The organism is Sphingomonas sp. MMS24-J45, assembly GCF_044881195.1.
GTDB lineage: Bacteria > Pseudomonadota > Alphaproteobacteria > Sphingomonadales > Sphingomonadaceae > Sphingomonas.
On sequence record NZ_CP173255.1, the window covers coordinates 2,990,095 to 3,003,867 of the forward strand.

General features: G+C 65.0%; 19 protein-coding genes. 10 read left to right on the forward strand and 9 right to left on the reverse strand.

The annotated features are described in order from the left end of the window. Nucleotides 1–12 precede the first annotated feature (12 nt). Nucleotides 13–879: a protease modulator HflC gene (gene hflC, locus AB5I39_RS14540; protein ID WP_404368324.1), complete on the reverse strand. Its 867-nt coding sequence runs from the start codon at nucleotides 877–879 to the stop codon at nucleotides 13–15. Beyond that, nucleotides 876–2,018 carry a protease modulator HflK gene (gene hflK / locus AB5I39_RS14545; protein WP_404368327.1) on the reverse strand — a complete coding sequence of 381 codons (1,143 nt, stop codon included), beginning with the start codon at nucleotides 2,016–2,018 and terminating at the stop codon, nucleotides 876–878. Before hflK ends, hflC begins: the two co-directional genes overlap by 4 nt. A gap of 70 nt (nucleotides 2,019–2,088) precedes the next feature. Here hflK and AB5I39_RS14550 point away from each other — a divergent pair, with 70 nt between their 5' ends. From AB5I39_RS14550 to AB5I39_RS14560, 3 genes are read left to right on the forward strand one after another with little or no spacing between them, the layout of a single operon-like run. Next, a complete protein-coding gene (locus tag AB5I39_RS14550) occupies nucleotides 2,089–3,051 on the forward strand; it encodes an Mrp/NBP35 family ATP-binding protein (protein WP_404368329.1) in 963 nt (320 codons plus the stop codon). 11 nt (nucleotides 3,052–3,062) lie between these two features. Then, complete coding sequence (locus AB5I39_RS14555) at nucleotides 3,063–3,491, forward strand: CoA-binding protein (RefSeq protein ID WP_404368332.1); 429 nt, start codon at nucleotides 3,063–3,065, stop codon at nucleotides 3,489–3,491. A 34-nt stretch (nucleotides 3,492–3,525) separates the two neighbouring features. Beyond that, nucleotides 3,526–4,083 (forward strand): hypothetical protein, encoded by a 558-nt coding sequence (locus tag AB5I39_RS14560; RefSeq protein WP_404368335.1) that lies wholly within the window; start codon nucleotides 3,526–3,528, stop codon nucleotides 4,081–4,083. Nucleotides 4,084–4,207: 124 nt separating this feature from the next. Here the strand turns inward: AB5I39_RS14560 and AB5I39_RS14565 are convergent, their stop codons facing one another. The 4 genes from AB5I39_RS14565 to AB5I39_RS14580 form a co-directional block, all read right to left on the reverse strand. Beyond that, the gene (locus AB5I39_RS14565; RefSeq protein ID WP_404368338.1) at nucleotides 4,208–5,494 is read right to left on the reverse strand and encodes a homoserine dehydrogenase; all 1,287 of its coding nucleotides are present in this window, start codon (nucleotides 5,492–5,494) and stop codon (nucleotides 4,208–4,210) included. Between the two features lie 102 nt (nucleotides 5,495–5,596). After that, on the reverse strand, nucleotides 5,597–6,565 hold the full coding sequence (locus tag AB5I39_RS14570; RefSeq protein ID WP_404368341.1) for an isopenicillin N synthase family dioxygenase: 969 nt from the start codon (nucleotides 6,563–6,565) through the stop codon (nucleotides 5,597–5,599). Between the two features lie 66 nt (nucleotides 6,566–6,631). Beyond that, the gene (locus tag AB5I39_RS14575) at nucleotides 6,632–7,135 is read right to left on the reverse strand and encodes a hypothetical protein (protein ID WP_404368344.1); all 504 of its coding nucleotides are present in this window, start codon (nucleotides 7,133–7,135) and stop codon (nucleotides 6,632–6,634) included. A gap of 64 nt (nucleotides 7,136–7,199) precedes the next feature. Further along, complete coding sequence (locus AB5I39_RS14580; RefSeq protein ID WP_404368347.1) at nucleotides 7,200–7,574, reverse strand: DUF3597 domain-containing protein; 375 nt, start codon at nucleotides 7,572–7,574, stop codon at nucleotides 7,200–7,202. A gap of 134 nt (nucleotides 7,575–7,708) precedes the next feature. Between AB5I39_RS14580 and AB5I39_RS14585 the strand changes: the two genes are divergently transcribed. From AB5I39_RS14585 to AB5I39_RS14610, 6 genes are all read left to right on the forward strand, one after another. After that, nucleotides 7,709–8,938 carry a multidrug effflux MFS transporter gene (locus AB5I39_RS14585; protein ID WP_404368350.1) on the forward strand — a complete coding sequence of 410 codons (1,230 nt, stop codon included), beginning with the start codon at nucleotides 7,709–7,711 and terminating at the stop codon, nucleotides 8,936–8,938. A gap of 96 nt (nucleotides 8,939–9,034) precedes the next feature. Continuing rightward, nucleotides 9,035–9,391, forward strand: a complete 357-nt coding sequence (locus AB5I39_RS14590; protein WP_404368353.1) for a DNA primase — start codon at nucleotides 9,035–9,037, stop codon at nucleotides 9,389–9,391. Between the two features lie 77 nt (nucleotides 9,392–9,468). Next, nucleotides 9,469–10,062, forward strand: a complete 594-nt coding sequence (locus AB5I39_RS14595; RefSeq protein ID WP_404368356.1) for a YdeI family protein — start codon at nucleotides 9,469–9,471, stop codon at nucleotides 10,060–10,062. 59 nt (nucleotides 10,063–10,121) lie between these two features. Next, a complete protein-coding gene (locus AB5I39_RS14600) occupies nucleotides 10,122–10,556 on the forward strand; it encodes an ExbD/TolR family protein (RefSeq protein ID WP_404368359.1) in 435 nt (144 codons plus the stop codon). Between the two features lie 91 nt (nucleotides 10,557–10,647). Next, entirely contained in the window at nucleotides 10,648–11,316 is a 669-nt protein-coding gene (locus AB5I39_RS14605; RefSeq protein ID WP_404368362.1) for a hypothetical protein, read from the forward strand. 26 nt (nucleotides 11,317–11,342) lie between these two features. After that, nucleotides 11,343–11,690, forward strand: coding sequence for a DMT family protein (locus AB5I39_RS14610; RefSeq protein ID WP_404368365.1), 348 nt, complete (start codon nucleotides 11,343–11,345; stop codon nucleotides 11,688–11,690). Here AB5I39_RS14610 and AB5I39_RS14615 read toward each other — a convergent pair. Together AB5I39_RS14615 and AB5I39_RS14620 are read right to left on the reverse strand one after the other, a co-directional pair. Then, nucleotides 11,674–11,877 carry a hypothetical protein gene (locus AB5I39_RS14615; protein WP_404368368.1) on the reverse strand — a complete coding sequence of 68 codons (204 nt, stop codon included), beginning with the start codon at nucleotides 11,875–11,877 and terminating at the stop codon, nucleotides 11,674–11,676. The two genes, AB5I39_RS14610 and AB5I39_RS14615, sit on opposite strands and share 17 nt — an antisense overlap. 42 nt (nucleotides 11,878–11,919) lie before the next feature. Beyond that, nucleotides 11,920–12,099, reverse strand: coding sequence for a hypothetical protein (locus AB5I39_RS14620; RefSeq protein WP_404368370.1), 180 nt, complete (start codon nucleotides 12,097–12,099; stop codon nucleotides 11,920–11,922). 60 nt (nucleotides 12,100–12,159) lie between these two features. Here AB5I39_RS14620 and AB5I39_RS14625 point away from each other — a divergent pair, with 60 nt between their 5' ends. Beyond that, complete coding sequence (locus tag AB5I39_RS14625) at nucleotides 12,160–12,867, forward strand: Crp/Fnr family transcriptional regulator (protein ID WP_404368373.1); 708 nt, start codon at nucleotides 12,160–12,162, stop codon at nucleotides 12,865–12,867. A 110-nt stretch (nucleotides 12,868–12,977) separates the two neighbouring features. On the opposite strand, the gene AB5I39_RS14630 is transcribed toward AB5I39_RS14625, so the two are convergent. Next, nucleotides 12,978–13,649, reverse strand: coding sequence for an RBBP9/YdeN family alpha/beta hydrolase (locus AB5I39_RS14630; protein ID WP_404368375.1), 672 nt, complete (start codon nucleotides 13,647–13,649; stop codon nucleotides 12,978–12,980). Nucleotides 13,650–13,773: the final 124 nt, after the last annotated feature.

Genomic DNA, 13,773 nt, shown 5'->3' on the forward strand with positions numbered 1-13,773 from the left:
TGGGGCCACGGGTCAGCGCCGCCCCTGGAATTCCTTCAAATACGCATTGTCGGGGGACAGCACCAAGCTCGTCTGACCCTTGCCCTCCTGGGCGAAGGTGAAGCGATAGGACTGCATCGCCCGGTAGAAATCATAGAAATCGGGGTCCTTGTTGAACGCATCGGCGTAGATTTGCGCGGCCTTTGCATCGGCCTGCGCACTGATGATCTGCGCCGTCTGTTGCCCCTGTGCCTGAATCGTCAGCGCCTGCTGCTGACGGGCCGTGCGCATCCGCACCAAAGCGCTGTCGAAGGGCGTGCCGCTCGGCAGATCGGCATGTTTGATCCGCACATCGACGATCTGCACGCCATATTGCGACGCGAGGCGTTGCAGGCCGGTGCGGATGTTACCCATCACCTGCGTGCGTTCCGGGCTGAGCAGCGCCGCAAACGGGCGCTTGCTGAGTTCGTTGCGCAGCGCCGAGCTGAACAGCGGCTGGAGCTGGTCCTTCACGCGCTGCTCGGTGGTCGAGGTGCTGCCGGTCGAGATCACCGCCTTCAACGGATCGACGATGCGGAAGCGCGCGTAAGCGTCGACTTCCAGCCGGTTCTGCTCGGTCGAGAGCACTTGCTGATCGTTCAGTTCGACGTCGAGAATCCGCTTGTCGACCCAGATCAGGCGATCCAGGAACGGGATGCGCCACGTAAGGCCCGCGCCGGTGCTGCTGCCGAACACCTCGTTCGGGCGATACTCGTTGATCGTGCGCACCGGTGTCTGCAGCCGCAGGACGACGGCCTGCCGCGTTTCGGGCACTATGGCGAAGGTGCTCGCCGCCAGGATGAGCAGCAGCAGCGCGCCAATCCCGATTGCGATCGGATTGCGGAGAATAGAGCGGTTCACTGGGCTGCTCCCTGATTCTGAACGACCGGGGCAGGGAGTACCGTTTCAGGCCCGCTGCGCGTCACGCGGGGAAGCGGCAGATACGGCATCACGCCGGGGGCTTCGATGATCGTCTTGTCCGATTTGGACAGCACCTGCTCCATCGTGTCGTAATACATGCGGCGGCGCGTTACTTCCGGCGCGAGCTTGTACTGCGCATAGATCACGTCGAACGCGGCGGCTTCACCCTGCGCCTTGGCCAGCACCTGCTGCGCATAACCGCGCGCCTTGCTGATGTCGCCCTGCGCCTTTTGCTGCGCGGCGGAGACTTCCTTGAACGCATCGGCGACTTGAACGGGTGCTTGCGCACCCTTGATCGCGACGCCCTGGATGCGGATGCCGGCATTATAGCGATCGAGGATTTCCTGCATCGACTGCCGAACCTTGTCCTCGATCTCGTTGCGGCCCGAGCCGATCGCGTCGTCGAGCGTCGCGGTCGCGACTGCCGCACGCATCGCACTCTGCGCGGTGGCGCGCAGGGTCGCGCGCGGGTCGTCGATCTGGAAGGCGAAGTCCTGCGGATTGGCAATCTGCCAGCGGACCGAATAATCCAGATCGATGATATTCTGGTCGCTGGTCAGCATCAGCTTGTCGGTCGGGGAATCGTTACCGCTTTCATCCGGGAAGGTGTCGGTGTTGATCGCCGCCACATCGACCTCCGTCACATCGACGAACGGCGCGGGCAGCGTGAAACGGATGCCGGGTTCCAGCGTGCCCGAATAGCGGCCAAGCGTAGTCACCAGTCCGCGCTGTTGCGGCCCGATCGAATGAATGCTGGTCAGGCCGATCCAGGCGACCGCCACCAGACCGACGCCGATCGCCCACAATTGGCCGGCACCCGGAGCACCCGGGATGCGCGGGCGTCCGCCACTCCCGAAACCGCCGCCGCCACCACCGCTGCTGCGCGCGCGCTTCAGGAACTCGTCGAGCGCGCTGGGGCCTGCGCCCGAATTGCGCGGCTTGCCCGAGGGCGGTTGCGCCCAGGGGTTGCGCGGTCCGCCGGATTTGTCGTCATCGCCACCCCCACTGCTGCCCCACGGGCCATTGCTGTCTGCGGAGTGGATGGTGAGGCGCGGGAACCAGCCCGAAAGGATCGTCATGGACCCACTATAGGGAGGCCGTTTCGCGAAAAACAGTGGCAAGCGTGTCCGCTGCGCCTATCTGCGCACCATGAATATGCCGAATTCGCTCGAAACCGCTCTCAACGCCGTCGCCGGGACCCGCGCGACCGGCCGAATTGAGGGAGACCGCGCCAGTATCGTGGTCGATGTCAGTGGCCTCGACGAAGCCGCGCGCGACGCGCTGGAGGCGCAGGTGCGCGCGGCCGCGGGCGCCGTGCCAGGCGTAGCAACCGTGCGTGTCGCGCTGACCAGCCAGCGCACCAGCCGTGTCGTGCTGGCGGTGGCGAGCGGGAAGGGCGGGGTCGGGAAATCCACCGTGTCCGCGAATCTGGCGATTGCACTGGCGCGCGGCGGGCGGCGCGTCGGGCTCGTCGATGCCGACATCTATGGCCCGTCGCAGCCGCGCCTGATGGGTGTCGCCGACGCCAAGCCGACGGCACATGAAAAAGTGCTCAATCCCGTGCAGACGCCGTACGGCGTGCCGATGCTGTCGATGGGGATGCTCGTCGCCGCCGATCAGGCGATCGCCTGGCGCGGGCCGATGGCGGCGGGTGCGCTGACGCAGATGATGGACGCGAATTGGGGCGCGGCGGACACGCTGGTGCTCGATTTGCCGCCGGGTACGGGCGACGTTCAGCTTACGATGGTGCAGAAATATCGCCCGACCGGCGCGGTGATTGTCTCGACGCCACAGGATCTCGCGTTGATCGATGCGCGCCGCGCGATCGATCTGTTCGTCAAGGCGGGCGTGCCGATCATCGGCCTGATCGAGAATATGGCGGGCTATGCCTGCCCGTCGTGCGGCGAGATTTCCGATCCGTTCGGCACTGGTGGGGCGGAGGCGGCTGCCGCTGAACTCGGCCTGCCCTTCCTCGGACGCATCCCGCTCGATATTCGGGTGCGGCTGGCCTCGGACGCAGGCACGCCGCCCGCCGCCGGGAACGGGCCCGAAGGCGCGGCGTTTCAAGGCGTGGCGGACAAGGTTGCCGCGTGGATCGCCGCCTCAACGTAAGGAAAACCCTGATGCCGCTCACCACCGATGCCGAGATCAAGACGTTGCTTGAGGACGTGCGCACGATCGCGCTGATCGGCGCATCGGACCGGCCCGATCGACCTTCGTACCGCGTGATGCAAACGCTGCAGGAGCATGGCTACCGCGTGATCCCGATCAACCCGCAAATCACCGGCGAGCATCTTCACGGCGAATTCGTGTTTCGCGATTTGGGCCAGATCGGTGATCCGATCGACCTGGTCGACATTTTCCGCAACTCGGCCGCCGCGGGTGATGCAGTCGATGAAGCGATTGCGGCGGGGGCAAAGGCGGTTTGGTTGCAACTCGGCGTGATCAACGAAGACGCCGCTGCACGGGCCGAGGCAGCAGGCTTGAAGGTAGTGATGGACCGCTGCCCGGCGATCGAAATTCCTCGGTTGGGCGTCGCCCGGATCGCCTGAAATTCGCCACGATTACAGCGCAATCTGCGCAGCGATGATCCTGCTGCTCCTCGCCGCGCAAGCCGCCTCCGTCCCCTCGGCTCCCGCGCCGGAGCCGACCCCGATCCTGGAGCCTGCCCCCACGCGCTTCTCGATCCTTCAGCCGGTCGGTACCGAACCATGCGTGCGACGCGGCAAGGACGGCAAGGCGCTTAACGGCCCGGAGGACATTGTCGTTTGCGGGAAGCCGCTGCCGTCGCAGGCACTGCCCTATCCCAATGAAGTCGTGCCGAAGGGGCCGGTGCCCTCCAATCCTTACATGACCGGAACCGGCGCGCTTGCGGCGGAGGCGACTCCATGCGCCAGCGTCAGTGGCGGATGTCAGACCGGGATCGATTTCTTCGGCGGTGGTACGCAAGTCGTGCGGCTGATCCAGAAAGTGGTCGCCCCAAATTCATGCTGCGAACGACCGGGCGAGGCGAGCGACCTCGGCATGTTGATCGGCGATGCGGCAAAGGGTGTCGGCAAGGCGTTCAAGAAGAAACCGGACAAATCGAAACGCGTCCCGATCGCGCTAGACGCGCCGCCGCCGACGGGGAAGATCCTGCCCTGATTTGAGGGTCTTCAAAAATCCGTTCGGGCTGAGGCTGTCGAAGCCCAACGCGCAACAAGCTATTTTGGACGTGTGGCACGCTGCCCTTCCACAGGCTCAGGGCGAACGAGCCCAGCGCACCATGCTACCCCAGAATATGCATCCAGAGCGGCTGCCCGACCAGGCTCTGCGATCCGCGCAGCCGTTCCAGCGCCTGCGCAACGCTACGTTCAGGTCCTTCGTGCGTGACGATCGCGACAAGCACCGATCCGTCGGCATGGGCGCCGCGCTGCATCAGGCTTTCGATCGACACCCCCGCGTCGCGCATCGCCGCAGCGATCTCGGCCAGCACCCCAACGCGGTCGGCGACGGTGAAGCGCACATAAGCGCGCCCGCGCCGGTCGCCAGTGTCGGCAGGCGCCTGTTCGATCAGCGCATCGGCGGGCATTGCGAAGGCCGGGCCGAATTCGCCGCGCGCAATGTCGATCAGATCGGCGACGACAGCCGAGGCGGTCGGTCCATCGCCTGCGCCCGGCCCCTGAAACAGCAGCCGCCCGACGAAATTCCCTTCCGCCACAACCGCATTGGTCGCGCCGGTGACATGCGCCAGCGGATGATCGACCGGCACGAGGTGCGGGTGGACGCGCTGGAACAGTCCGGCCGGGCCCGCTTCGGACAGGCCCAGCAGCCGCACGCGGTATCCCAGCGACGCCGCCTCGGAAATGTCGGCTGCAAGCACGTGGCGAATGCCGCTCGCTGCGACATCGGCAAAGGCGGGCTGAGTCCCGAAGGCGAGGCTCGCCAGCAGCGACAATTTGTGCGCCGCGTCGATCCCGTCGATGTCGAAGGTGGGATCGGCCTCGGCAAAGCCCAGCGCCTGCGCCTCGGCCAGCACATCGGCGAAATCGCGGCCCTCGGCCTCCATCTTCGAGAGGATGAAATTGCACGTGCCGTTGAGGATGCCGTAAACGCGCTCGATCTCGTTCGCCGCCGCACCTTCGCGCAGGCCCTTGATGACGGGAACGCCGCCCGCGACCGCCGCCTCGAACTTCAGCGCCACACTGGCGGCCTCGGCGGCGCGCGCGAGCTCCAGCCCGTGATGCGCGAGCATCGCCTTGTTGGCCGTGACGAAACTCCTGCCCGCCGCCAGCGTCGCGCGGGCGAGTGCGAGGGCAGGGCCGTCGGACCCGCCAACTAGCTCGACCACCACATCGGCATCGACATTCGCCAGCGCGGTCGTGTCATCGACCCATTCAAACCGCGACATATCGACACCGCGGTCCTTCGACCGGTCGCGCGCCGAAACCGCGACGATCTCGATCGGCCGACCCGCACGCCGCGCGATCAACGCGCCATTGGTGTCGAGCAGGCGGATCACGCCGCCCCCCACGGTGCCGAGGCCTGCGAGCGCGATGCGTAGCGGTTTGGTCATTCGCTTCCTTCCGTCACCCCGGCCGTGTGCCGGGGTCCACCGATCAACGAGCGCCCCGCTAGCGGAGGAGTGGACCCCGGCACAAGGCCGGGGTGACGAATCTCACGCCTTCACCAATCCGATCTCGACCAGCCGCTCATGCAGATAATCATGCGCGGTGATCGGCGTCGGATAGCGATTTGGACGCTCCGCCGTGATCGTGGAGGGCAGCGTCTCGATCAGGAAATCGGGTGCGGGGTGGAGGAAGAACGGCATCGAATAGCGCGAATGTCCACGGCGCTCCGGCGGCGGGTTGACGACGCGGTGCGTGGTCGACGGGAGAACATGGTTGGTCAGACGTTGCAGCATATCGCCGACATTGACGACCATCGCGCCCTCGGGCGGCTTGATCGCTAGCCATTCGCCGTTCTTGTCTAGCAGTTCAAGGCCCGCTTCCTCTGCCCCCAGGAGCAGCGTGATGAGATTGATATCCTCATGCGCGCCCGCGCGAACGCCCGGCGCATCGGCCGGGATCGGGGGATAATGCAGCAGCCGCAGCACCGAATTGCCGTCGCGCACGGCGTGGTCGAACCAATCGGGCGCGAGGCCAAGATGCCGCGCGATTGCCGACAGCAGCCGGTCGCCCGCTTTGTCGAACGCCGCGAACAGTTCGACGAAGGTCTCGCGAAAACCCTCAGGCTGATCGGGCCAGACGTTAGGTGCCATTTGCGCTTCGAAGCGATGGCCCTTCGCCAGTTCGCGCCCGACGTGCCAGAATTCCTTCAGATCGACATGCGTGGCGCCCTTGGCGATCTCCGTCTTGAACGGTGTGTAGCCGCGCGCGCCACCGCCGCCGGGGGCGAAATAAGCACGCTTGATGTCCTCGGGCAGCGCGAAGAATGCCTCGGTCATCGCCCATGCGCGCGCGATCAGATCGGCGGGCACACCGTGATCGGACACGACCGCGAAGCCGAAGCGCTCGAATGATCCGCCGAGCGCTGCCGCAAAAGCGGCGGGATCGGCGGCTTCGTCGTTGAGCGAAAGCGGGGGCACCTCGGCGGCGTTGGTGGGGGCGGTTGCGGTATCGAGCATGATGGTACGTCCGTTACACTGGAAAAGGACCGTAATACCGCCAAATCTCGGTCTCGCCCACCCCGATCACTCGACCGTGATGACACCGCTCGATTTGTCTGCGCCGTCGGGCGTGAGTTCCAGCGTGAAAGGCTTGTCCTCGTCGGTCGTGCCGGTCAAACCATTGCCCTTGTCGCTCAGCGTGAAGCCCGCCGCGGTCAACTTATCCTTGAACCAGGCGCGGACCGTCGCCGGGGCGGCAGGGCTGGTGAAGGCTATGCGGACGCGACCGTCATCCTTGTCGCCGTCCTTGTTTTGAACATCGACGTTCATCCCGCTGATCTTCGATCCGGGATAAAGATGCACGCCGTTCATGTCGAAATTGTCGGCGTCGAGCTTGAGCTTGGGCAGCGTCACCTTGCCCTTGAAAAAGGGCGTATCGATCGTCGCTTCGCCCTTGCCGTCGATGCTGGCGCCAGCGGCGTTCCCGGTGGAATCCGTGCTGTTGAGCGTGAAGGAAGACCCTTCCTTGCCATCGTCGCACGCGGCGAGCGAGATGAGGGCCAGGGCACAAAGCGCAGTGCGAAGCATGGCGAGCCTTTCGTGTATCAATTGCATAATACACTAAAGGCTCGCCGCTGCCCTCGTCAAGCCGTTACGAAGCGAGGTTCGCCATCACATGCTTGTGCAGCCATACGTTCATGGTAGCGCTGTCCTCGGTATCGCCGTCATAGCCGAGTTCCTTCGCGAGTTCCGTGCGGTTCTCGCGGCTCGGGTCGAGATCGAGCAGCTTCATCAGATCGACGATCGAGGTCTGCCAGTTGAGCGGCTGACCCTTTTCGGCGGCCTTCTGCGTCAGGATCGCGTTGACGTCGGTCGGGGCTTTCGGCGCTGCCGGGGCCGGTGCCGCGACCGGCGCGGGCGCGGGTGCGGCGGCGGCAGGCGCTGCAGCCTGTGGCGCGGGTGCGGCGGCGGCAGCCCCGGGCTGCTTGCCCCAAATGGCATCCTTGATCATGCCGAATACGCTCATCGTGAACTCCTCTCCTGATGGAGATCACAGAATGGTCCGCGAACGAGACCGTTCCGTGACAGGTGTCGAACGCGGCATTGCACCTGCACGTTTTGCGGGGTGACCTTGGCGGCGGGGTGGGGCATTGGCGCGGCATGTCTGCCCCCGATCATCTCTCGATGCAGGATTCGCCGCCGATCCGGCTGGTCGAATTCGTGCCGCTGATCGCCGCGCTGATGTCGCTCGGCGCGCTGGGTATCGATACGATGCTGCCGGCTCTGCCCGATATCGCGCGACGTTTGGGCGTCGATGCGATCCGTCAAGGGCCGCTGATCCTGACGGCGTTCGTGATCGGGCTTGGCATGGGGCAATTGATCCACGGCCCGCTGACCGACCGTTTCGGGCGGCGGCCGGTGCTGATCTGGGGGCTGGTCGGCTATATCATCGGCAATCTTTTGGCGGGGCTTGCGGGCAGCTTCACGCTGCTGCTGGTTGCCCGCTTCGCCAGCGGACTTGCCATCGCGTCGAGCCGGGTCGTGACGATCGCATTGATCCGCGATTGCTTCTCGGGCCGCGCGATGGCGCAAGTCACCAGCCTTGCCTTCATGGTGTTCATGGCGGTGCCGATCGTCGCGCCAAGCATCGGGCAGGGGATTCTGCTCGTCGGATCGTGGCGGTTGATCTTTGAGGTGATTGCGGGCGGCGGGGTGTTGTGCCTGATCTGGTTCGCGGCACGAATGCCCGAGACGCTGAAACCCGAAAATCGCCTGCCGCTGTCGATCCGCGCGACGCTGGCGGGGTGGCGAGAGACCGCGGCGGATCGCTATTCGCTCGGCTACACGATCGCCGCGATGATCTGCCAGGGCGCGATCTTCGGCTATCTGTCCTCGATCCAGCCGATCATGGCGCAAGTGTTTCGCCAGCCCGCCTGGCTGGGTGGGGTGTTCGCGGCGTCGGCGGGGACGATGGCGGCCGCGAACCTGCTCAATTCACGGATCGTGATGCGCGTCGGGATGCGGCGGATTTCGCAGATCGCCTTGGTGGTGATGATCCTGTCCTCCGGCACCGGGCTGATCGTCGGGCGGCTGGGGGATGAGCCGCTGCTCGTGTTCGTCGTGGTGCAGGCGATCACGATGGCCTGTTTCGGCCTTGCCACGTCGAACATGTCGGCGATGGCGATGGAGAATATGGGGTCGATCGCCGGAACCGCGTCGAGCGTGCAGGGCTTTTTCGGCATCACTTTCGGCGCGGTGATCGGCTGGGCGATCGGGCGGAGCTTTGATGGCACCACCGGCCCGATGCACGCCGGGTTCCTGGTCGCGGGCGTGGCTGGTCTGACGATCGCGGCGATTGTAGAGCGTGGGCGGCTGTTCCGCCCGAGTTGATCGCGATCAAGGGGTTGCGCTGGAACCGAAACCGGCGCCCGCGGTTCGATAACCAAGCCGCCCAGCGCAAGAAACCCGGCGGCCGGGAGACAGGTGATGAGCATCGGTGGACATCAAATTCCGGGCGTAGGCACCGGCGACGACGGTTTCGACGAAGAAGGCTATGACGAGAGCCAGCGCGCGGAAATCCTGGAGGTGACGCGCGACGGGCCGAGCGACGGCACGCTGCTGACCGACCTTGCGCCCGACATCGCATCCGAAAATGACGATGACGACGAAGACGAGCTCGACATGGAAGATGACGACCTCGGCGAAGAAGACGATGACCTCGACACCGAAAAGGATGTCGATGAGGGCGATCAGGACGAAGACGAGGTTCAGGACGAACTCGACGACGACAGTGTTGAGGATGACGAACTGACTGATCGCGACGACGCGGCCCTGCGGCCGTAAGCACTGCAGCGGTTCGGCGGCCCGGTTGACCAAGGCCGCCGCGCGCTGATAGCTTTCCCGTCCGGGAGAGCAACGCCATGCCGACCGATCAGCGCATCGATCGCTACATTGCCGAGAGCGGCGATTTCGCGCGCGATATCCTGAACCATTTGCGTGCTTTGATGCACAGGCATTGCCCGGCGGTAGAGGAGTCGATCCGCTGGCGAATTCCGTTTTTCGACTACAAAGGCCGTCCGCTTGCGAATATGGCGGCGTTCAAGAGCCATGCGGCGTTCGGGTTCTGGGATCGCGACGCGCTACGGACGGGGCAAGAAGGCAACGGCGCCGGTCAGTTCGGCCGCATTCGGACACTGGCGGATTTGCCTGACGACTCCGTGATCGCCGACAAGATCCGCGAAGGCATGGCGATGATCGAAGCGGGGGAGAAACCGAAAAGGTCTACGCGCGAACCCAAGCCCGAGTTGGAGGTGCCGCCAGCCCTGGTCCACGCGCTGACGCAGGATGCAGCGGCGGCGGAGACCTTCGCGGCCTTCACCCCCGCCAATCGCCGCGAATATTGCGCGTGGATCGCCGAGGCGAAGCGCGACGAGACACGTGACAAACGCGTCGCCGAGGCGATCGCAATGCTGCGTGAAGGCAAGAAACGGAATTGGAAATACGAGAATTGTTGAACGCTTGCGCCAACCCGAATGTGTGATACGCTGTATCATAACACAATGGGAGATTGGCGATGCGTGGACGGAGCTTTACCCCTGCTTATGTTCAGGATCAGCAGCCGCTGATGTCGCTCAACATGACACCGTTAATCGACGTGCTGTTGGTGTTGATCGTCATGATGATCCTCGCTGTGCCGATCATGACGCACAAGGTCCCGATCGATCTGCCGCAGGCTCGTCCGGCCGCGTCCGATCCCCGCATCGTTCACCGCATCGATCTCGCCGCCGATGGGCACCTCGCCTGGGATGGGGTGGCGATTGCCGATGCCGCGCTGCCCGGCAAATTGGCGGCGATGCAGCGCGATCCGAACTACGAACTCCACGTCGCCGCCGATGCTGCAGCGCGCTATGAGCGGTTCGATCAGACGCTCGCGACGATCAAGCTGGCGGGCGTGACGCGGCTCGGCTTCATGGGCAACGAGCGCTTCGCGCGCTTCGACGCGCGTTGACACCGGTAGCGGCGGAGGGAACGGGCAGGGGGCCGCGACGTTGAAGGACTCCCCCTCTGCGACCCACCCCTCCTTCGGCGAGTAGCGTATCATGCCGCGTACCCTTTTCCTGATCCCTCCACTGCTGTTCGTGGCCGCGTGCGGGCCCGAAACGGCCGGCAACAATAGCAGCGTCGATATCAATGCGGCGGCGGTGCAGGCGCAGGGCGCGGTCGACGCCTATAGCGCCAATGCCAATGCCGATATGATCGAGGTTCCCGAGCCCGAAGCGCCGATCAGCAACGCGAACGGGGCGGAGAATGCGCTCGCCCCGCTCGATCCGCCCGCGCCCGGCACGCCGGGCGGCTTGCCCGATGATCGCACGCCGATCTCAGAAGCGCCCTTTACGCCAGACAGCGCGCAGGGTGCAGCGAACGTCGTGCAGAGCTATTACGCGCTGATCGAGGCGGGCAAATATCGCCAGGCCTATGCTCTACGCGATGATGGCGGCACCGGCACGGCCGCCGCCTTCGCCGCCGATTTTGCGCGCTACAGCGAATATCACGCCAATGTCGGTGCGCCGGGCGCGATCGATGCCGGGGCGGGTCAGCGCAACGTCACCGTGCCGGTGCAGGTGTACGCCCGCTTGAAGCAAGGCGGCGCGCCCGCCTATCAGATCGGCAGCGTCACCTTGCATCGCACTGAGGTGGACGGCGCGACTGCGGAGCAGCGCCGCTGGCGCATCCGCGATATCACGCTGCACGCTGCGCCGAAGCGGTAAGCTGGCCGCGCCAAGGGATTTCTGGAATGCCGACGATTCTGCTGCTGATCGCGTCCAACTGCTTCATGACGACGGCGTGGTACTGGCATTTGAAGGGCGGCATGTCGAAGCCGCTGTTCGTGGTGATCCTGATCAGCTGGGGCATCGCCTTGTTCGAATATTGCCTGGCCGTTCCCGCCAACCGGATCGGCTTCGCGGCGGGGTGGAGCGGCGGGCAGCTCAAGGTCACGCAGGAGGTGATCACGCTGCTCGTGTTCGGCGTGTTCATGGTCGCGGTGCTGGGCGAGCCGCTTGGCTGGCGGCATTTTGGCGCGTTTCTGTGCCTGGTCGGGGCGGTGGCGTTCCTGTTCGTGGGCGTCAGTCACCCTTCATGACATTAGCGAGCAGCGTGAGATCGGCGCCGTTGACCTCGACGCCGGTTGCGTCGGTTTCGTTCGCGACGGCGGTATCGGTTGTGGTGGTCGAAGGCGCGACGCCGGCCACGTCCACTGCGGTCCACAGGATTCCCGCCGCCCATAGCAATGCCGACCAGCGGCTGAGGAAAATCTTCCGGAACGGCATCGCGGCAGCATAGCGTGCGGCAGTTAACGCCCCCTTCGCGGGTTAGGGCGATTCGGCTTCCGGGTCACGCTCTGCGATCTTGGCCGCGCGGCGGATGCGATGCGCGGATTTGCGCGCCGCAGCCGGGGTAAGCGAGGTTGCCAGACCGTCTGGTCCGTCGAGCACCACCACGCCATGTTCTGCAGCAGCCAAAATAGGCGTATCGTACGGCAACTTCGCCATTTTCGGTCTCCCACTAGACAGAACGTAACGCCGATGCGCATGTTCCGACGCGGAGCGACGATGTATACCAGCCTGTTTTTAAAGACCCACCGGACCCCCATGCTGAGCACGGAGGAGGCAGCTGCACTGGAGGCCGCCGTGGCCCGCACGGCGACCTTCTCCGCCCGGCAGATCATGGTACGGCAACAGGTTCCGCTCACGCAGTGCACGCTGTTGATGGAAGGCTTTGTCGAACGGTATCGCGATACGCCTGAGGGACGTCGACAGATCCTGGCGATCCACGTGCCCGGCGACTTCGTGGATCTGCATTCCTATCCGTTGAAAAGGCTGGAACATTCGGTGGCGGCGTTGACCGACGTGAAGGTCGCGCTGTTCCCGCATCCGGCGATCCGCGCACTGACCGCGCAATCGCCGACACTGACCGAATTGCTGTGGCGATCGACGCTGATTGACGCCGCGATCAACCGCGAATGGATCGTGTCGGTGGGCGCGCGGAGCGCCGTCGTCCGGCTCGCCCATCTCTTTTGTGAGATGTATGTGCGGCTAAGCCGGATTGGCATGGCGGACGGCCATGTCTTCGCGCTGCCCCTGACGCAGGTCGATCTGTCCGATGCGACCGGTCTGACTGCGGTTCACGCGAACCGTATGTTGCGGCAATTGCGCGAACAGGGCCTCGTCGCGTTCCGTCAGGGCGAGGTCGAGATCCTCGATTGGGATGGCCTGCGCCGCTTTGCGGATTTCGATCCGGGCTATTTGTTCCTGGATTGAAATTGCCGCCACGTGCTCCCGCGCAGGCGGGAGCCCAGGGTTATTGAGGGCAGCGCATGGACCCAAGGCTCCTGCCTGCGCAGGAGCGCAAGATCCGGCTCTAGCTTGCTCTATCCCGGCAGATAATGCGCCTGCGCGGCGTCGGTGGCGTTGATCGCCAGGATCGAGCGTGCGTCCCCCGGCGTCAGGGGTTTGCCGGTGCGGTCGGCCGCGGCGCCGATGACGCGATCGAGCAGTTCCTGCCCCTCGCGCCACCAGCCGATGCCGCTCGCGGCGTTCAAATGCCCATGCGGCCCGGCATCGACGAAATGACTGCCCCATCCGACCGCGAGGCTATGCGCGCGCTCGATCGAGATCCACGGATCATCGCTACTCGCCACCACGATCGAGGGGAAAGGCAGGGCGGTGACCGGCGTCGGCCCGAAGGTCGCCAGTTCGGCCTGCACATCGGCGCGATCGACGTCGGCCGGTGCGACCAGCAAGGCACCTGCCACCGGCCAGCCATAAGGCTGTCGAGTCAGTTCCGCCCACCACGCGACGGCAAGACAGCCAAGACTATGCGCGGCGAGCACGACGGGCGCCTGCGCCGATCGGATCGCCTGATCGAGCTTGGTCACCCAGGCATTGCGGTGCGGCGTATTCCACATGCCGAGCTCGACTCGGACAGTGTCTGGGCGGGCTTCCTCCCACAGGCTTTGCCAGTGCGAGGGGCCGGATCCGCCCAGGCCCGGCACGGTCAGGATGGTCGGTTGAACGGGGTCGAAACTCGAAAAGCTGCCCATCGATTCTCTCCCAAAGCCCCGGAATAGGGGTGGAGGAGACGTGGCCGCCCGTGCTCTAGGGGGACGCCGCGCGGCCACGCCTCCCAACTGCAAAGCTATTCCTACTTAATTGATAGGCAATAGC

Excerpts from the sequence above, each read along its gene's own strand:
- AB5I39_RS14590 (WP_404368353.1), top strand. The coding sequence starts at position 9,035 with ATGAGCATCGGTGGACATCAAATTCCGGGCGTAGGCACCGGCGACGAC.
- hflK (WP_404368327.1), bottom strand. The coding sequence starts at position 2,018 with ATGACGATCCTTTCGGGCTGGTTCCCGCGCCTCACCATCCACTCCGCA.
- AB5I39_RS14570 (WP_404368341.1), bottom strand. The coding sequence starts at position 6,565 with ATGCTCGATACCGCAACCGCCCCCACCAACGCCGCCGAGGTGCCCCCG.
- AB5I39_RS14625 (WP_404368373.1), top strand. The coding sequence starts at position 12,160 with ATGTATACCAGCCTGTTTTTAAAGACCCACCGGACCCCCATGCTGAGC.
- AB5I39_RS14600 (WP_404368359.1), top strand. The coding sequence starts at position 10,122 with ATGCGTGGACGGAGCTTTACCCCTGCTTATGTTCAGGATCAGCAGCCG.
- AB5I39_RS14605 (WP_404368362.1), top strand. The coding sequence starts at position 10,648 with ATGCCGCGTACCCTTTTCCTGATCCCTCCACTGCTGTTCGTGGCCGCG.
- AB5I39_RS14630 (WP_404368375.1), bottom strand. The coding sequence starts at position 13,649 with ATGGGCAGCTTTTCGAGTTTCGACCCCGTTCAACCGACCATCCTGACC.
- AB5I39_RS14560 (WP_404368335.1), top strand. The coding sequence starts at position 3,526 with ATGATCCTGCTGCTCCTCGCCGCGCAAGCCGCCTCCGTCCCCTCGGCT.
- AB5I39_RS14585 (WP_404368350.1), top strand. The coding sequence starts at position 7,709 with ATGTCTGCCCCCGATCATCTCTCGATGCAGGATTCGCCGCCGATCCGG.
- AB5I39_RS14615 (WP_404368368.1), bottom strand. The coding sequence starts at position 11,877 with ATGCCGTTCCGGAAGATTTTCCTCAGCCGCTGGTCGGCATTGCTATGG.
- AB5I39_RS14550 (WP_404368329.1), top strand. The coding sequence starts at position 2,089 with ATGAATATGCCGAATTCGCTCGAAACCGCTCTCAACGCCGTCGCCGGG.
- AB5I39_RS14565 (WP_404368338.1), bottom strand. The coding sequence starts at position 5,494 with ATGACCAAACCGCTACGCATCGCGCTCGCAGGCCTCGGCACCGTGGGG.
- AB5I39_RS14595 (WP_404368356.1), top strand. The coding sequence starts at position 9,469 with ATGCCGACCGATCAGCGCATCGATCGCTACATTGCCGAGAGCGGCGAT.
- AB5I39_RS14610 (WP_404368365.1), top strand. The coding sequence starts at position 11,343 with ATGCCGACGATTCTGCTGCTGATCGCGTCCAACTGCTTCATGACGACG.
- AB5I39_RS14555 (WP_404368332.1), top strand. The coding sequence starts at position 3,063 with ATGCCGCTCACCACCGATGCCGAGATCAAGACGTTGCTTGAGGACGTG.
- AB5I39_RS14580 (WP_404368347.1), bottom strand. The coding sequence starts at position 7,574 with ATGAGCGTATTCGGCATGATCAAGGATGCCATTTGGGGCAAGCAGCCC.
- AB5I39_RS14620 (WP_404368370.1), bottom strand. The coding sequence starts at position 12,099 with ATGGCGAAGTTGCCGTACGATACGCCTATTTTGGCTGCTGCAGAACAT.
- AB5I39_RS14575 (WP_404368344.1), bottom strand. The coding sequence starts at position 7,135 with ATGCTTCGCACTGCGCTTTGTGCCCTGGCCCTCATCTCGCTCGCCGCG.